This is a genomic window from Planococcus sp. MB-3u-03 (assembly GCF_002833405.1).
Classification (GTDB): Bacteria; Bacillota; Bacilli; order Bacillales_A; family Planococcaceae; genus Planococcus.
Genome location: NZ_CP025135.1, coordinates 932,915 through 949,639, shown reverse-complemented (window position 1 = coordinate 949,639; position 16,725 = coordinate 932,915). Strand labels below are relative to the sequence as shown.

Genomic DNA, 16,725 nt, shown 5'->3' with positions numbered 1-16,725 from the left:
ATAATCACAATCTTATTGCCATCATATCGGATTCCAGGCGATAACTCAACTGAGCCATCACGGCATTCAGGTTTGACGGGTTCCTTTGAACCACTCTTGAAATTGAAAAACGGGAAAAGCATATGCTTTTCCCGTTCATCGGTCTTATTAATTGTTTTTCCAAAAGTCATCGAAAATCGTCACCGGCAGATTACGCTTATGCTGGGTTTTCAAGTAATAGCCTTCCAGCTTTTCACGTGCGTCTTCAGCAATTTCCTTGCCTTCAAGATAATCGTCAATTTGCTCATAAGTGATGCCAAGCGCGACTTCATCCGGAATGGCCGGTTTGTCTTCTTCCAGGTCGGCTGTCGGGACTTTTGTATACAAATGCTCCGGCGAGCCTAGCGCCTTCAGCATTTCACGGCCCTGCCGCTTGTTCAACCGGAACAAAGGTACTACATCGGCTGCGCCATCCCCGTATTTCGTATAAAAACCGGTAATCGCTTCAGCTGCGTGGTCAGTACCGAGCACAACCGCATTGTGCATGGCGGCAACCGAATATTGTGCTTTCATGCGTTCGCGTGCTTTTTCGTTGCCTTTAGCAAAATCCGTCAACTTAATGCCTTCCGCCTCTAGCGCGCGGTCGCTGCCATCGACAGCTTCTTTGATGTTGATGGTATAGACTTTCGTCGGCTGGATAAATTTGATGGCATCCTGAGCGTCATGCTCATCGGCTTGGACACCGTATGGCAGGCGCACACCGTAAAAGCTATAAGTTTGGCCGCCTGCTTCCTCGTTCAGTTCATTAACGGCCATTTGTGCCAGTTTGCCGGCAAGCGTCGAATCCTGGCCGCCCGAAATGCCGAGCACAAAGCCTTTCAGGAATGAATGGTGTTGTAAGTATTCTTTGAGGAATTCAACCGTGCGCCTGATCTCTTCCTGCGGATTAATAGAAGGCTGCACCTTCAATTCGTTGATGATCTGCTGTTGTAATGTCGACATGTGGATCCTCCTTATTTGTTCATGAATTCCTGAACCGATTCCCGTACTTCCTGGATATTCCGCATTTTATTGTTCCAACATTTTTCGCTTAAATCAACTGGGTACTCCTCTGGGTTAAGCGACCGTTTATACTCATCCCACAGCAAATCGAGCGTCCCTACCGCATACTTCTGTATTTCCTCGAGCGGCGGGTTTTCATACACGACTTCTCCTGACTTGATGACTTGTTGATGGATGTTCACGGCATCGAAATTGGTGACGAACTTCGAGACGAATGTATGGACTGGATGGAACATTTTCAAACGTTCTTCAGAAGTGGGGTTTTCATCGTGCATCGTGATGTAATCACCTTCTGATTTCCCATTTTCCCTATCTATAATCCGGTAAACGTTTTTCAATCCAGGAGTCGTCACTTTCTCTGCATTGCCGGAAATCTTGATGGTGTCTTCCATTTCGCCTGCACTGTTTTCAATCGAGACGAGTTTATATACCGCACCCAACGCCGGCTGGTCATAGGCAGTAATGAGCTTCGTCCCGATTCCCCATGCATCGACCTTTGCTCCTTGCGCTTTCAAGTTGAGGATGGTGTATTCATCCAAATCGTTGGAAACGACCACTTCGGTGTCAGGGAACCCTGCCTCATCGAGCATTTTCCGTGCTTCCTTGGATAAAAAGGCAATATCTCCGCTGTCTAAGCGGATGCCGCGGAAGTTGATTTTGTCACCGAGCTCCTTCGCCACTTGGATAGCGATCGGCAAGCCGGATTTCAACGTGTCGTAAGTATCGACTAAAAAGACGCATTCACGATGGCGCTTCGCATATGCATGGAACGCCTCGTATTCGTCTTTATAGGCCTGGATCATGGAATGGGCATGGGTGCCGGCTGCTGGAATGCCAAATAATTTGGCGGCACGGGTGTTGCTCGTTGCTTCCAAACCGCCAATATACGCTGCGCGTGTGCCCCAAATCGCTGCATCCATTTCCTGTGCACGGCGCGTACCGAATTCCATGACGCGTTCTGTTCCAACGACTTGTTTGATGCGGCTTGCTTTGGTGGAAATCAAAGTCTGGTAGTTGACGATATTCAGAAGCGCTGTCTCGACCAATTGCGCTTCCAAAAGAGGCGCTTCAATGCGAATCAGCGGTTCATTTTGGAAAACGAGCTCGCCTTCGACGACTGAATAAACATCCCCCGTAAAACGGATTTCTTTTAAATAATTTAAAAAATCATCCTTATAGCCAAGTTCGTTGCGCAAATAATCAATGTCACTTTCCGAAAAATGGAAGTTATTCAAATAATCGAGTACTCGCTCAAGTCCCGCAAATGTGGCATAACCATTGCCGAATGGCAATTTCCGGAAAAACAATTCAAAAACCGCTTTCCGTTCATGCATCCCATCCGCCCAATAGGTTTCCGCCATATTGATTTGGTATAAATCGGTATGTAATGCCAAGCTATCATCTGCATAACGCGTTTCCACAAAAATCCCCTTCTTCCACAGTAATGACTATCATTATACATCAAATTTCTTATTTTATAAGATGATGAATTGCCACATAGGCCCTATCATTGACATATACCCAAAAATATGAGATAGTATTCAGAGTTAACTACGAGGTAACACATAAATTTTGATGACTGGCATTCTACGCAATGTTTTTGAAGATACTTATTCACACTGGCGCGATTACAGGATCGCAAGGACGTAAAAGAAGGCAGGGTTTACGTTGCTTAAGTTTAAAGCACCCAGTGGAACTATTACCGCGGCAATGAAAGCAAACACTTTCAATGGAAATGATTCCCCGTTCGTTACGGGTTAATATTTAAGTCAAAACACATGATTGTTACCTAATAAACAAAGGGCTGTCCTCATTTGAGGACGGCCCTTTTCCAATTGTATCAGAACTAAAAAGCGCCGATCCGGTTTTATGCCCGGATCGGCGCTGCTTATTTCTATTATCGGTTCAAGTAATCGGTAACGGCTCCCTTGGAAGAACAGGAAACATTATGCGCGTATTTGCCGAGAACGCCTTTACGATGAAGCGGCGGTGCGACCCATTCGCTTCTGCGCTTTTCAAGTTCTTCATCAGAAACGTCCATAGAGATTTCCTGCAGATCCGAATCGATCGTCACCATATCCCCTTCGTGGAGCAAGGCAATCGGGCCGCCCGACTGCGCTTCCGGTGAGATGTGTCCGACGACCAAACCATGCGTGCCGCCCGAGAACCGTCCATCGGTCAGGAGCGCAACCGATTCGCCCATGCCTTTTCCGACGAGAATTGCAGAAATCGACAGCATCTCCGGCATGCCCGGACCGCCTTTTGGCCCGACATAACGGATGACCAAGACGTCGCCATCATTGATTTCGTTCGCCATGACCGCCGCAGTCGCTTCTTTTTCATTATCGAAGACGCGCGCTGGGCCTGTGTGGCGGTTGACTTTGACGCCAGACACTTTGGCAACCGCGCCTGTCGGGGACAGATTGCCTTTCAGGACGATCAACGGGCCGTCTTTTCGTTTCGGATTATCGAAGGACATGATGACGTCCTGGCCTTCTGTCAGGCTCGGCGCTTCCTGCAAATTCTCTGCCACGGTTTTACCGGTGACGGTCATGCAATCGCCATGCAAATAACCCGCTTCCAATAGCATTTTCATGACAGCTTGAACGCCGCCTACGCGGTGAAGATCCTGCATGACGTATTTGCCGCTCGGTTTCAGGTCCGCAATATGTGGAACTGTTTTTTGAAGGCGGTTGAAGTCATCGATTGTCAAATCCACTTCCGCAGCGTGCGCAATCGCAAGCAAGTGAAGGATGGCATTGGTAGATCCGCCAAGCGCCATGACGACCGTGATGGCGTTTTCGAACGCTTCTTTGGTCATGATGTCTTTAGGATAGATACCAAGTTCGAGCAAATTGTGCACCGCAGCACCTGCCGCCTCACAGTCCGCTTCCTTGTACTCAGACACTGCCGGATTCGAAGAACTTCCAGGCAAACTCATGCCCATCGCTTCAGCTGCTGACGCCATTGTGTTCGCCGTATACATGCCGCCGCATGAACCCGCACCAGGGCATGCACTGCATTCGATTTTGCGCAGCGCCGCGTCATCGATGGTGCCGTTATTATGCTGGCCGACGCCTTCAAAAACAGAAACGATGTCGATATCCTGGCTATTATAGCGCCCGGCCGCGATGGTGCCACCGTAAACGAATACTGCCGGCACTTCGGAATTGGCGATGGCAATCAAACAGCCGGGAATGTTTTTATCACAGCCGCCGATTGCGACAAGCCCGTCCAGACTTTCTGCGCCGACGACCGTTTCAATGGAATCCGCGATGACGTCGCGGCTCGATAGCGAATATTTCATGCCTTCGGTTCCCATCGAGATCCCGTCAGAAACAGTGATCGTGTTGAAGATGAACGGAACTGCCCCGGCCTCTTGAGCGCCTTTTTTTGCAGCTCTTGCCAGTTCGTCGATATGTATATTACACGGTGTGACTTCGCTCCATGTGCTTGCGATGCCGACCATCGGCTGCTCGAAGCCTTCATCCGTCACTCCGACCGCCCGCAGCATTGCCCGGTTCGGGGCTTTCATCGGCCCTTCGCTGAAAACCTTACTCTTGATGCGCAAATCCTTCTTCATAAGTATCCTATCCTTTCTTTTTTATGTATCTGCTCCGCGGATTCACAGGGCACCTATTAACGGCCCCTTAGATCAACTAGCTAGCAGCGAGGAAGTGATTTCCTGGCTGATTTGAGTTTCTCTTTATTATAGAGGACATTTTTCAGAATTCAACGAATAAAACGATAATTAATAATAATATTTCACAATTTGTCACAGATATTATATATGTATCCGCTTTCATATGATATAAAAGCTTTTCTGCCCATTATTGATTAATTCGACGCCTAAATTTACATAGTGCGCTATAACAATGAAAAAGCACATAGCTTTCCGGCTATGCGCTTCGTGCTTCAGCTATCCCAATTTAAAGCAGACCACTTTCGTGTCAGTCATTTCCTGGACGGCAAATTTGACGCCTTCCCTGCCGAGCCCCGATTGCTTAACGCCGCCGAACGGCATGGCATCGATCCGGAAATCGCTGCTGTCATTGATCATGACACCGCCCACTTCGAGTTCTTCGATCGCACGGTGGGCATAGTCGAGATTTTTCGTAAAGATTCCGGCCTGCAGCCCATAATCGACGGCATTTGCCCGTTCGATCGCTTCATCCAAACCAGCCACTCGATAGAGCAATACGACCGGGCCGAAGATTTCTTCTGCTGCGAGCGTGCAATCTGCAGGCACATCGGCGAGTACCGTCGGCGAGTAAAATGCGCCGTCACGCTCGCCGCCCGTCTCGAGCGTAGCACCTTTATCCAACGCTTCCTGGACCAGCCCTTCGACACGCTTCGCTTCTTTTTCTGTAATCAACGGTCCCATATCCGTCATTTCGGATTGCTTATCGCCGACGATATAGCGTTCCGTTTGCTCGACGAATCGTTCTTTAAACAGATCGAATACAGAATCTTCAACATAGACCCGCTGTACGCCGAGGCAATTTTGCCCGGCTGCCCAAAATGCGCCCGAGACAGATGACGCCACCGCGTCTTCCAAATCGGCGTCTTGCAAGACGATGACCGGCGAATTCGATCCGAGTTCCATGCCCACTTTTTTCAGCCCTGCTTTTTTGGTGATCGCAAGCCCGGTCTCGACGCCTCCGGTAAAGCTGATCATCCGGACAGCCGGATGTTCGACTAAGACATCGCCGATTTCTCCGCCTCGCCCGGTGATAACAGAAAGAATTTTTTCCGGCAGCCCCGCGTGTGAAAAGGCTTGCGCCAATAACAGCGCGCTGAGCGGCGTGACAGTTGCCGGTTTGACGATAATGGCATTGCCCGATGCAATCGCTGGGCCGACTTTGTGCGCCACCAGATTCAGCGGGTCGTTAAACGGCGTGATCGCCCCGATGATGCCGAGCGGAAAGCGCCGGTAATAACCGACTTTACCGATTCCGCCGGGCGATTGGTCGAACGGAATCGTTTCACCGGTGATGCGCCTTGCTTCTTCTGCGCTCAAGCGCAAAGTTTCAACTGCCCGTCCCACTTCTTTCCGAGCTTCGCGAATGGTTTTGCTGCTTTCTTTGGCGATGGTGCGCGCATAATGTTCTGCGTTCGTTTCGATATAATTCGCTGCTTTCCCGATAATTTGCATGCGTTCAACGACCGGCATCCGTGCAGCAACTTCTGCGCCTGATTTAGCTGCCTCGATGCACGTCTCCATATCTTCTTTCGTTGCGGCGGGAACCCGATCGACAAGAGATCCATCCTGAGGATCGGTGACGTCGATCCATTGTTTTCCGTCTACCCATTCACCTGCCAGAAACATTTTCCGGCCTTCAACATGTGTCGCCATCTATTCCTCCTCCTTTCATGACCGCACCGCTTTCCTGGCTTTCGCGATCGTCAATAAGTCGATGAGCAAGGAAAAGCCGGTTTCTGTTTTGCCAGCCCCTGCGCCGCTCAAGGTGACCGGCCCCAGCAGGTCGGTCTCGTAAGTGATGGCGTTGAGGGCTCCTGAAACACCAGCGAGCGGGTCATCCAGTGGCACTTTTTCCGCCGCGACTTTCGCTGAAACCAGCCCGTTTTCTTTCTTTGCCGAAGCGATCAGCTTCCAGCGCTTGCCTTCAACGCGCGCTTGTTCGATCAGTTCCGGCGTCATTTTCGAGATGCCTGTGCATTCGACGTCTTCGACCGATAAAGGCATGCCCATGACATGCTGCGCGAGAATGACGATTTTATAGCGCGCATCGAGCCCTTCGACATCACTCGTCGGATCCGCTTCAGCATAGCCAAGCTTTTGTGCTTCCTTGAGCGCAGATTCATAGCTTTCGCCCTCGTCCATTCGCATGAGCATGAAATTGGTCGTGCCGTTCAAGATGCCGCGAATCTCGGTGATGTCATTTCCGGCAAGCGCCAGTTTAGGCATCCGCAGGGCAGGCGTCCCACTCATGACCGTACCTTCAAAGCCCCAAGAGACGTTATGCTTATTTGCCAAAGATGATAGTTCCTGGTACGCGAGCGCAACCGGCCCTTTATTGGTCATGACGACATTCTTGCCGCTTTGGAAAGCTGCGCGGCAATGGTCGATTGCCGGCTGGCCGGTTTTCACGTCGGTATAGGACACTTCCACCACCGTATCGGCATTCGATTGCCGGATTGTTTCCAGGCTGTTCCATCCTGTGACGAGCCCTTCTGTTTTCGGATAGCTTTCCAAACTTCCGGTCTTTTGTACAGCGTCCAAGACCGTTTCGAGATCGAGCCCGTCCGGATGGTATAACGAGCCTTTCTTGAAATCGGATATCGCGACGACTTTCGCTTCAAAGCCTTCCCGGTCCCGCAGGCTTTGCCGTTTATTGTGCAGGATTTCCGCGAGCCCTTGGCCGACGACGCCGAACCCGATAAATGCCAGTTTATGTGTCATGCTTTCCCTCCTGTTCTCCTTGCTCGCCCGTTCAAGTGAAAAACTCGATTGCCGCGTTCGCTAAAATGGCAGCGCCCAGCGGCAAACTGCGTTCATCGATATCGAAATGCGGCGTATGCAAATCCCGCTCGATTCGGTCATCCAGCGAACAGCCGAGGAAAAACATTGCCCCCGGCAACTGCTGCGTGACATAAGCGAAGTCTTCGCCTCCCATGCCGAACGCCTGATGAATGAACTTTATAGATGGATCCGTTTTTTGGATAGCTTTTGTGATCTGTTCATTCACATGGCGATCATTGATTAACGCAGGCTCTCCCCGCTGGTAATGGAAGGAATAATCGCCGCCCAGATGTTTCGCGAGTGCGAATGCATCGCGGATTTCCGTTTCGAGCAGATCACGCGTGCTGGCTGAATAGCTTCGCACAGTGCCTTCCACTTGAACTTCGTGCGGGATTATATTGCTGGCAGTTCCTGCATGGATTTGCCCGACACTGACGACTGCGGGTTCGAGTGCGGATACTTTCCGCGGCACGATGCCATGCAGCGCCTGCAAAATGAGGCCGAGCATCCAAGTCGGGTCGCTGCCGAGTTCTGGGTAGGCACCATGCCCCCCGGTTCCATGAATCGACCCATGAAACACATCGACGTTCGCCATGCTGATGCCGTCATGCATTTGGACTGCACCGACTGGTAGCCATGGGCACATGTGAAGAGCAATCGCCAGCTCCGCTTCGTCGTAAGCACCCGCTTGCAACAGATACGGTGAGCCTGACATGGACTCTTCGTCAATCATTTCTTCTGCCGGCTGGAAAATGAACTTGACCGTTCCGCCCAATGGCTTGTCCTGAAAGTAGTCCGCGAGAAGCGAAGCGGTGCCGAGCAGGATGGCGGCATGCGCATCGTGCCCGCAGGCGTGCATAATTCCTGGAGTTTTCGACCGGTAATCGCATGTATTCGCTTCGTCGATGGGTAAAGCATCGATATCCGCACGCAGTGCTATTACCGGGCCCTCGCCTTTTCCGAGGGTTGCGATTACGCTCGTCTCAAAGCCGATCCCCCGTTCGACGGTAATGCCATCGATAGTCGCCAAAACAGATGCGATAAAATCCGCTGTCTCGAATTCCTGGAAGCTCAGCTCCGGAAATTGGTGCAGCGTCCGCCGCCATTCGCTAAGCTTTTCGTTCATCTTTTCCGCTTCTTTCAGAAGTCTATCTTTGTCCTGCATCTTGTTCACCGGCTTTCCGATTAGACGTTCATCACCGTTTCGACGTGCTGGAATGCCTGCTCAAAATCGTTGATGATGTCTTCGATTTCCTCGATGCCGCAAGAAACGCGGATCAAACCTTCTGGGATGCCCATAGCGGCGCGTTCTTCCGGTGTGCATTCCACATGGCTTGTCGTACGCGCCGGGCCGACAGTCGTCTCGACCGCCCCGAGATTTGCGGCACGGTTCGCATATTGGAGTTTCGGCAGCAAATCACGCACAGTGTCGACGCCGCCTTTTACGGAAAAGCTCAGCATGCCGCCGAAGCCTTTCATTTGGCGTTTCGCGATATCATGGTTCGGATGCGTTTCGAGCCCTGGATAAAAGACGTCTTCGACGATGTCTTTCGTCTGCAAATACTTGGCGAGCGCCATGGCGTTCTTGCTTTGTTCGCGGATGCGCAAATGCAAAGTTTTCATGCCGCGCAGTAGCAGGTAAGCAGCCATCGGGTCCATCGTCGCGCCGTTGATTTCGCGGTAATGATAAACCTGTTCGACAAGTTCATGCGATCCGACCAGTACACCGCCGAGCGCATCCGCATGCCCCCCGAGGAATTTAGTCGCGCTGTGGAGAACGAGATCGACGCCATCTTCAAGCGGATTCTGGTTAATCGGTGTGCCGAATGTGTTGTCGATAATGACCAGCGCCCCTACTTCGTGACCTGCTTTTGCCATGCGTGCAATGTCCGTGATTTTGACAGTCGGGTTGGTCGGCGTTTCCAAATAGAGGATCTTGCAGCCCTTTTTGAGTTCCGCTTCAATTGCCTCATGATCACCAGTATCGACGAGTGCAACATCGATTTGCTGGCGTGGCAGGAATTCCGTGAAAATTTTATTCGTGCCGCCGTAAGTATCTTTGATCGAGACGATGCGGTCGCCAGGCACGAGAAAAGTCGCAAGCGTATTGCTAATGGCTGCCATGCCCGTTGAGAAGCTGGTCGCCGATTCCGCGCCTTCGAGCAATTTCACTTTGTCTTCGAAAGCCTGAACGGTCGGGTTCGTATTGCGCCCATAAATATGGCCTTTTTTCTTGCCAATCGCAACGTCGTACCATTCATCCATATCGTCGTACGTATAGGCCACGCTCAAGACGACCGGCACTTGCGATGCCCCGTGTACCAAATAATCTTTTTCCCCGCCCCAGACTGCTTGTGTTGATTGATGGATTTTGTTGTTAGTCATGAACTCACTCCTCATATTTTTAATTGCTTTCAGTTTTTCATTGCCGATGATCAGGCACCGCCTTGATAGCCGATCAAATGCCCTTTCGTGAACAAGCCGCGCGGCATATTCGCCAGCGTTTCACAGCCGGTTTCCGTCACGCGGAAGGTTTCGCTCACTTCAAATCCCGAATCATCGAACCACATCGCCGGAATCATATGGAAGGCCATGTTCGGCTCAAGTATCGTGCGGTCGCCCATCCGGATGCTTGCGGTATGCTCGCCCCAGTCGGGCGGGTAGTTCAAGCCCACCGGATAGCCGATGCGTGCTTCTTTTTCAAAACCGTAACGGGCGATCGTTTTTGTCCAAGTGGCACAGATTTCTTCCAAGTATATGCCCGGCTTGATCATCGCCAGGCATTCGTTGATGCCTTCTGTCGTCACATCCGCAAGATGCTGAAGCTCTGCATCAGGCGTCCCGATAAACACGGTGCGTGCCAGCGGCGAATGATAACGTTTATAACAACCCGATAATTCTAGCGTGACCGATTCTCCTTGTTTATAGCGCTTGTCGGTCCACGTGAGGTGGGGAGCTGCTGTCCGTTCACCCGTCGGCAAAAGCGGCATGATCGATGGATAATCGCCGCCGTGTTCTTTCGTGCCGCTCACTTGTACTTCAAGTATCCTCGCCGCGACGTCGCATTCACGGACACCTTCCCCAATCATTTCCATGCCTGCTGCCATCGCTTTTTCTGAAAAACGTGCCGCACGTTTCATGTAGACGATTTCGGTATCGGATTTCACTAACCTTACCCAATTGACCAAGGAGGTGGCATCGTGAAAACGGGCATTCGGCAGCCCTTTTTGCAGACTGGCAAAACATTTCGCGGTAAAGTAATAACTATCCATTTCAACGCCGATCGAACGCCGGTCCTGGCCGATTTGCGTCAAGATTTCCGCTACGAAATCCATCGGGTGGCGCAATTCTGTTTGGACGTAGATTTCTGGATAGGCAATGATGTTGTCGGGATAAAGCCAAGTAGTGATCTTCGCTCCATTTGCATCCATAATGCGGCCAACCCATATTGGCTGATCTTCGTCTTCAATGACAATGAGCATCTGGTGTACATAGAACGACCAAGCATCATATCCAGATAAATAATTCATATTGGCAGGATCGGTGATGAGCAGCACTTCAATGCCTTTGTCTGCCATCCGCTGTTTCGTATTTCTGATACGCCCCTGATACTCTGCAGTTCCAAACGACATGGGGAATCCCCTCCTTGTATTCACAAATTAAAAGTCGGAATAGTCAATCTATTATTCTTGTTTTCACTATACCTGCCAGGCTCTTTTTAATGCATCCGTCATAGTGTATGAAAATGCGCGTTGCCCTTTAGTCAATTTTTCCACATAAAAAAAGCCTTCTTGAGCAGAAGGCTTTCATTCAAGCGTCGTTCGGTTCAGAGGCACGGATGCGATGGGTGCGGACGCATAATTCCAATAGAAACAAATCGTCCGGGTCGACAAGCGATAACCCTGTCAATGACTCGATTTTGCGCAAGCGGTATAGCAGCGATTGGCGATGCAAGTTCAAGGCACGCGCCGTTTGGCTAACATTTCCTTGATAATGGTTATAGGCCGAAAAAGTGCCGATCAGATCCATTTGCCGCTGCTGGTCGTAATCGACAAGCGGCTGGATCGTCGACTCGATGATGTCTTTCATCCCTTCGGTTTTGGCCAATTGCAATAGCAGCCGGTCTGCGCGGGTATCGCGGTAATCCATCCGGTGCCCCGGCCCTTTTTCATGCGCCCGATTTCAAGTGCCGCCTTCGCATGCTGAAAACTGCTGCTGAAGCCGGCAAAGTCTTGCGCGTGATCGCCTATGCCCCAGGACAGCAGGACTTCCGGCAATAAATTCCCAACCGCCGTTCGATCAAATCCAAAAATTGATCTGGTTTTCCTGCCCGCTTTCGGGTGGCTTTTCCAGGAAGATGATCAAATACCCGTCTACATAACCCGTCATCACCGTGCGTTTCATGGCATGGGCCGCGTAATGGATTTCTTCTTCGATATAGGCAATCATGCTTTTCGACCAATCAGTATACGAACTATGATCCGGCTTTCGGCGTCCAAATAATTCACGTAAATTCTCCGGGCTGCCCGCCAGTCCAATATATGGGAGCTCCAGGTCATAGCCGAGTGCGCGGGCACGGGAAGCCGCCTGCTCTTTGGTCGTGAATTCCCCATTGGCAAGTTCGCGGACGAAATCCATGCGCAGCGCCGCTTTTGTCTCTTCGACTGCATTTTGCCTTGAGCGCCATAAGGAAATGGTCGTTGCCGCATGCTCCAGCACGTGAACCGAAAAGACATCAAGACGCCCATCGCCTGCATTTTCCGGCAGTTCGACGAATAGATAACCCTGAGCTTCCTCTGATACTTGGAGCACCGGGACTTGGACGATCCTTCGGCCACCCAATTCGCCCCTGCGGAATTTCTGGATCATCGGGTCACGGTTTCCTTTCGAGGCCGCTTGGCGAATCGGGAAAAGCCCTTGACTGACCTGCTGTTCCCATTCTTCCAGTTTGGCACGTGAAAAACCGGCTGCTGCTTGTACGACACCGTGTGCATCCGTAATGAGCAGCGCATTGTCGAGTTCGCGGCGGATATAGGCAGCTATTTTCTCCAATTCCGCATCCGCCAAGATCAATTTCAATAAATCCTGCTGCACTTGCTCTGATCGCTGCCGCTCTTGACGGTGCAAATCGTTCAAATCGATCATCACTTCTTCGATGACCGTTGAGAAGCGCAGCTCCCACGGCAGTTCAATGAGCAGGAATGCCTGCTCTTCGGCCATTTCTGCAATCTCTTTGGGAATTTCAAAAACGTGCCGCCCCATCGCGATCATGAGGGCCGCTGCCCCAGAATCGATGATGTCCTGGACAAATCCGCGAAATGTCTCCAACTCATTTTTACATCCCATCGCAGTCGTCAATACCAGCTCATTGCGGCGTACGAAATTCTCCACCGGCATTTCCATGACAGACACCCAGTGCACGGGCCGCGCATGTGCATATTCTTTGGCTGTCCGGACGACCGCTCCTTCCAGCAATTCATAATCCAAAACATCCTGCACGGTCAGCTGCATTTGATCCCCTCCGCGCCTCATTGGTTTCTGCCAGTATAGCAAAAATAAAGACTTCGAAAAAGGATATGTCCGAATAATCAGAATAAATTAGCAGTAAAACGGATTTTTCCATTCCATCAATAAAGCATAGTCATGGGATTCTTCATCATCTAAATACCCAGGAACTAGGGTCACCGGCATGCGGCCGCAGCTGAGCAAGAAGCTGATAACTGGATCTTTCACATCACCGGCCAGCACTCTTTCGATGTATTGTTCAGCAGACAGTTCGTTCGCATATCGATGATACCCCGGCATCCGCCCGCCGCCGATGAGCCGTTCGAGCCCGTCCGCAACGACCCGCTCATACATTGCTTCCATCAATAGCTTGCCAAGTTTCAATTTACGGAATTTCGGCTTGATGCCGATGTCGACGACATATAGTGATTCGCCTTCCGGGTCATGCGTTCCGATCGATCCCGAATCAGTCACTTGTTCCCATTTATGTAAAGGACGCTCAGGATCAAATTTCGTAAGCATCCCTGTCATGGAACCCGCGATTTCGCCATCGATTTCGACGCAAATTGCGCCTTCAGGATAAAGTGCGATATGGTTTCCAAGTTGTTGCTCGTTCCATAGCAAGTCTGGCGGGAACGGCGGCGGAAAACTTTCGCGCTGCACTTCGATCAAGCCTGGAAAATCTTCCTCTGTGTAGGTCCTGATAGTCGCTAAAACCGGATGCCCATCCTTAAAAACGTATTGCTGTTTTTTATACATTGAGTCGCCGCCTTTCTTTTGTTTAGTTTACCCGAAGACGGTGTGCATACACAGTAGAAGGCATGAGATGAAGGAGGCAAATGGTTTTGGCAACTTGAAAATTTACCCAAAAGAAAAGCTTGCCGAATTGGCAAGCTTTTTTTGTTCTTCTATTATACTGGCGGCAATACTTGTGGTCCGTTGATTGTTACGTTTCCGTCAGCATTTTCTGCTTGTGCTGCGATTTGAGGCAATCCTGCCGACAAAGCCAAGATTAGCGCTAATGTGGCACCAACCAATAATTTTTTCTTTTCCATGTTAATCACCGTCGCTTTCCAGAAATTGAGTTTGGTAGTAATAGGCTTTCTGCCAATCCTGCTGCTCTTTGTAATGAGCCGCAAGTTCTTCAGAAAGATGTTTGGTGTCTTTTATATAACCATATTTTTTGAAAAATGGAAACATTTTATCTTCTTTATAGTTCAAAAGTTCTTGTTGGGAAAATTCTCGTTTTCCGTAGTAATCGCTGTATAACTTAAAGTATTCTTCATCTTTCGGGGTCCCGGGCATACGCAATTGTTCGATCAGGCCAACTGTTTCTTCTTCACTTACGCCTTTTAGTTCCAGCAGATTGACGATGACCGCTTTGTGTATATAGCTTCCTGGCTGCAACACATCTTTGAGCTCCGAAAACAGCTCGAATGCTTGGCTGTCTTGCTTCTGGCTCTTCATCAATTCCGCATAATTGTAAAGAACCGATTGATACAATTCATGCTGATGGGTCAAATGGGCGTTGCGTTTTACCACTTCATATAAGCTGGCGGCTTGAGTGCTTAGATTGCGCCTTGTGTAATTAATCGCGAGCAGCAATTGCGCATGCAGCAGACGGATATAATTGTGGTGCATCTCGTAAGAACGCACTGCCCGCTCCGCAAAATATGCAGAAAGTTCCAGACGGTCATGTACTATTAAAATTCTTGCTTTTTGATAATAAAATTCTCCTTCCAGTTTTTGCGGAATGCTTTGAAGCCCTTGATCCAACCTGTACATCAAGTCCATTGCTTCTTTTTGCTGGCCTAAAGTAGTGAAATAGAGCGCCTGAAAAAATCGGCTCATCCATAACTCGGGTGCTGTAAAAGAAGCTTTCAGCTTTTCAAGCAGCTTTTGCTGTGCTGACGCTTTGTCCATCTGCAAATCCGGGACATAATAGCGGAATTTATACAATTCGTATTGATTCACCAGGTCGGTTGATTGCAGGTAATCGTCCTCATCCAAAAGCTCTTCATAGATTTTATGCAAATTGTCGAGATCGTAATGAAGTGCGCAATCAATAAACCGCCCTAATTGCTGTTCAAGCCGCTTCTGGTGTTCCAGTTCTTTTTTCAATTGCACGCCCATTTTGGAAAGCAGCGCTTCGTAAGTTTCTTCGTGCGGCGTATAGGTATTGGATTCGATTTTGCTCAAATGCGATACGGAACAGATGCCATCAGCGAGCTGTGACTGTGTGAGGTTGTGCTTGAGCCGATAGTATTTAATCACAGAACCGATGTTCATAAACTCACCTTTCTTTGTCAGAATATAAATATTAACACAAAAACAAGCCTGGCTGTTACAGCCGGGCTTGTCTTCAGTCTAACTCTTATGGCAGGCGGTAGAATCCGAATCCAGAAGCGGAGTCGTCTCCAGATCCTGCATAATAGCCGGATAGAATGTCGTTGTTCGCTGCGCGGTTTTGAAGGTCGCCGCGGACTTGCGTGTGCGTTGCAGATGGGTTTGCTGCCCAGATTTTCGCTGCAAGGCCGGCTGCATGTGGAGATGCCATCGATGTCCCACTGATTGTTGCATAGCCTCCGTCATACCAAGCGGAGTAAATGCTTGCGCCTGGAGCCGATACTTCTACATCATATTTCCCGATGGAATAATCGCCAGCATATTGGCTGTATCCGCGTGAAGAGAAATCCGCTACGCGATACGTGCCATTTTGCTGAACGTTTTCAAGAGCTGCTACCGCTACGGCATTTTGCAATGCACCCGGGAAGCCGATCGATCCTTGGTACGGGCCTTCGTTGCCTGCTGCTGCAATGACAAGCACGCCTTTACTGTATGCGTAGTTGACCGCATTCGTGATCAAGCTGCTTTCTGCTGAAGAGCCAAGAGACATATTGATAACCGTCTTCTGGTTCAAGGCTGAAGCCTGGTCGGCTACGTGACGGATGGCCGTTGCGATATCATCGGCAGAACCGGATCCGTCATCGCCAAGCACTTTGTATCCCCAAAGGTCCGCTTGCGGCGCTACGCCGTACAAGCCGCCATTGCCGTTCGCAAGTGCTGAGCCGGCTACGTGCGTCCCGTGCCCTTGACGGTCCGTGCAAGAACCGTTGCGGATGCTGGTTCCGATAGTGAAGTCTTTACATTGTTCAACGTTCGCTGCAAGATCCGGGTGGCTAGTGTTGACGCCTGTGTCCAGGACTGCAATGTTGACGCCTGAACCGCCGCTTGTTTTCGTGATGGAACTATTGTTATAAACCGCTTTGATGCCCCAAGGTGTGGACTGGGAAGCTGCGGCTGTTTTATAGCGCGCTTGCGGTTCCAATGTTGTCGTTTCCACTGTATATTCTGGAACTTTTTCGATCGTTACATTTTTGTTTTTCTTCAAGGCTTCGAATTGCTTTTCAGTCATATCGGTCGTGAAGCCCTCGCTATTGAAATCCCAGTGGATGCCGTATTGGTCTTTCGCTTTTTCAAGCTCATTTTTCCCTGGCATATCGACGAGTACACGGATCTTGTCGTTTGCGTTCGCATTTTGTGCGTCTGGAGCTTCATTTGCTGAAACCCCCATGGCCGGTACGAGCATAGTCGCTGCCAGCATTGCTGTAGTAATGAATTTTGCCGATTTTTTCATCTTTCGAATCCCCTTTTCCGAATAGATTTGTATGGCTCGGTGCAGCAAGCGGCGTCCC

At 50.1% G+C, this 16,725-nt stretch carries 13 protein-coding genes and 1 pseudogene; all 14 read right to left on the bottom strand.

Annotation, left to right across the window (positions count from 1 at the left end):
• Positions 1–147: 147 nt before the first annotated feature.
• The 14 genes and pseudogenes from nadE to CW734_RS05900 all read right to left on the bottom strand — a co-directional run bounded on the left by nadE (position 148) and on the right by CW734_RS05900 (position 16,667).
• A complete protein-coding gene (gene nadE, locus CW734_RS05955) occupies positions 148–981 on the bottom strand; it encodes an ammonia-dependent NAD(+) synthetase (protein ID WP_101189846.1) in 834 nt (277 codons plus the stop codon).
• Between the two features lie 11 nt (positions 982–992).
• Positions 993–2,462 carry a nicotinate phosphoribosyltransferase gene (locus tag CW734_RS05950; RefSeq protein ID WP_101189845.1) on the bottom strand — a complete coding sequence of 490 codons (1,470 nt, stop codon included), beginning with the start codon at positions 2,460–2,462 and terminating at the stop codon, positions 993–995.
• A 476-nt stretch (positions 2,463–2,938) separates the two neighbouring features.
• The gene (gene ilvD / locus CW734_RS05945; RefSeq protein ID WP_101189844.1) at positions 2,939–4,624 is read right to left on the bottom strand and encodes a dihydroxy-acid dehydratase; all 1,686 of its coding nucleotides are present in this window, start codon (positions 4,622–4,624) and stop codon (positions 2,939–2,941) included.
• A 336-nt stretch (positions 4,625–4,960) separates the two neighbouring features.
• On the bottom strand, positions 4,961–6,397 hold the full coding sequence (locus CW734_RS05940; RefSeq protein WP_101189843.1) for an aldehyde dehydrogenase family protein: 1,437 nt from the start codon (positions 6,395–6,397) through the stop codon (positions 4,961–4,963).
• 15 nt (positions 6,398–6,412) lie between these two features.
• A pseudogene (locus CW734_RS05935) lies at positions 6,413–7,486 on the bottom strand (homoserine dehydrogenase); the annotation flags it as partial.
• Between the two features lie 10 nt (positions 7,487–7,496).
• Positions 7,497–8,690, bottom strand: a complete 1,194-nt coding sequence (locus CW734_RS05930; protein ID WP_101189841.1) for a M20 metallopeptidase family protein — start codon at positions 8,688–8,690, stop codon at positions 7,497–7,499.
• Positions 8,691–8,710: 20 nt separating this feature from the next.
• The gene (locus tag CW734_RS05925; protein ID WP_101189840.1) at positions 8,711–9,910 is read right to left on the bottom strand and encodes a cystathionine gamma-synthase family protein; all 1,200 of its coding nucleotides are present in this window, start codon (positions 9,908–9,910) and stop codon (positions 8,711–8,713) included.
• A gap of 50 nt (positions 9,911–9,960) precedes the next feature.
• Complete coding sequence (locus CW734_RS05920) at positions 9,961–11,157, bottom strand: M24 family metallopeptidase (protein ID WP_101189839.1); 1,197 nt, start codon at positions 11,155–11,157, stop codon at positions 9,961–9,963.
• 178 nt (positions 11,158–11,335) lie between these two features.
• Positions 11,336–11,674: a helix-turn-helix domain-containing protein gene (locus tag CW734_RS19590; protein ID WP_332871023.1), complete on the bottom strand. Its 339-nt coding sequence runs from the start codon at positions 11,672–11,674 to the stop codon at positions 11,336–11,338.
• Between the two features lie 150 nt (positions 11,675–11,824).
• Positions 11,825–13,036: a PucR family transcriptional regulator gene (locus CW734_RS05915; protein ID WP_332871022.1), complete on the bottom strand. Its 1,212-nt coding sequence runs from the start codon at positions 13,034–13,036 to the stop codon at positions 11,825–11,827.
• Positions 13,037–13,123: 87 nt separating this feature from the next.
• A complete protein-coding gene (locus CW734_RS05910) occupies positions 13,124–13,789 on the bottom strand; it encodes a GNAT family N-acetyltransferase (protein WP_101189838.1) in 666 nt (221 codons plus the stop codon).
• Positions 13,790–13,941: 152 nt separating this feature from the next.
• Positions 13,942–14,094 carry a hypothetical protein gene (locus tag CW734_RS18245; RefSeq protein WP_157824133.1) on the bottom strand — a complete coding sequence of 51 codons (153 nt, stop codon included), beginning with the start codon at positions 14,092–14,094 and terminating at the stop codon, positions 13,942–13,944.
• A complete protein-coding gene (locus tag CW734_RS05905; protein WP_101189837.1) occupies positions 14,087–15,319 on the bottom strand; it encodes a helix-turn-helix domain-containing protein in 1,233 nt (410 codons plus the stop codon). Before CW734_RS05905 ends, CW734_RS18245 begins: the two co-directional genes overlap by 8 nt.
• An 85-nt stretch (positions 15,320–15,404) precedes the next feature.
• The gene (locus CW734_RS05900; RefSeq protein ID WP_101189836.1) at positions 15,405–16,667 is read right to left on the bottom strand and encodes a S8 family peptidase; all 1,263 of its coding nucleotides are present in this window, start codon (positions 16,665–16,667) and stop codon (positions 15,405–15,407) included.
• Positions 16,668–16,725 lie beyond the last annotated feature (58 nt).

Coding starts and splice junctions, on each gene's coding strand:
- CW734_RS05920 (WP_101189839.1), bottom strand. CDS start 11,157: ATGTCGTTTGGAACTGCAGAGTATCAGGGGCGTATCAGAAATACGAAA.
- nadE (WP_101189846.1), bottom strand. CDS start 981: ATGTCGACATTACAACAGCAGATCATCAACGAATTGAAGGTGCAGCCT.
- CW734_RS05940 (WP_101189843.1), bottom strand. CDS start 6,397: ATGGCGACACATGTTGAAGGCCGGAAAATGTTTCTGGCAGGTGAATGG.
- CW734_RS05900 (WP_101189836.1), bottom strand. CDS start 16,667: ATGAAAAAATCGGCAAAATTCATTACTACAGCAATGCTGGCAGCGACT.
- CW734_RS05905 (WP_101189837.1), bottom strand. CDS start 15,319: ATGAACATCGGTTCTGTGATTAAATACTATCGGCTCAAGCACAACCTC.
- ilvD (WP_101189844.1), bottom strand. CDS start 4,624: ATGAAGAAGGATTTGCGCATCAAGAGTAAGGTTTTCAGCGAAGGGCCG.
- CW734_RS19590 (WP_332871023.1), bottom strand. CDS start 11,674: ATGGATTACCGCGATACCCGCGCAGACCGGCTGCTATTGCAATTGGCC.
- CW734_RS05910 (WP_101189838.1), bottom strand. CDS start 13,789: ATGTATAAAAAACAGCAATACGTTTTTAAGGATGGGCATCCGGTTTTA.
- CW734_RS05915 (WP_332871022.1), bottom strand. CDS start 13,036: ATGCAGCTGACCGTGCAGGATGTTTTGGATTATGAATTGCTGGAAGGA.
- CW734_RS05925 (WP_101189840.1), bottom strand. CDS start 9,910: ATGACTAACAACAAAATCCATCAATCAACACAAGCAGTCTGGGGCGGG.
- CW734_RS05930 (WP_101189841.1), bottom strand. CDS start 8,690: ATGCAGGACAAAGATAGACTTCTGAAAGAAGCGGAAAAGATGAACGAA.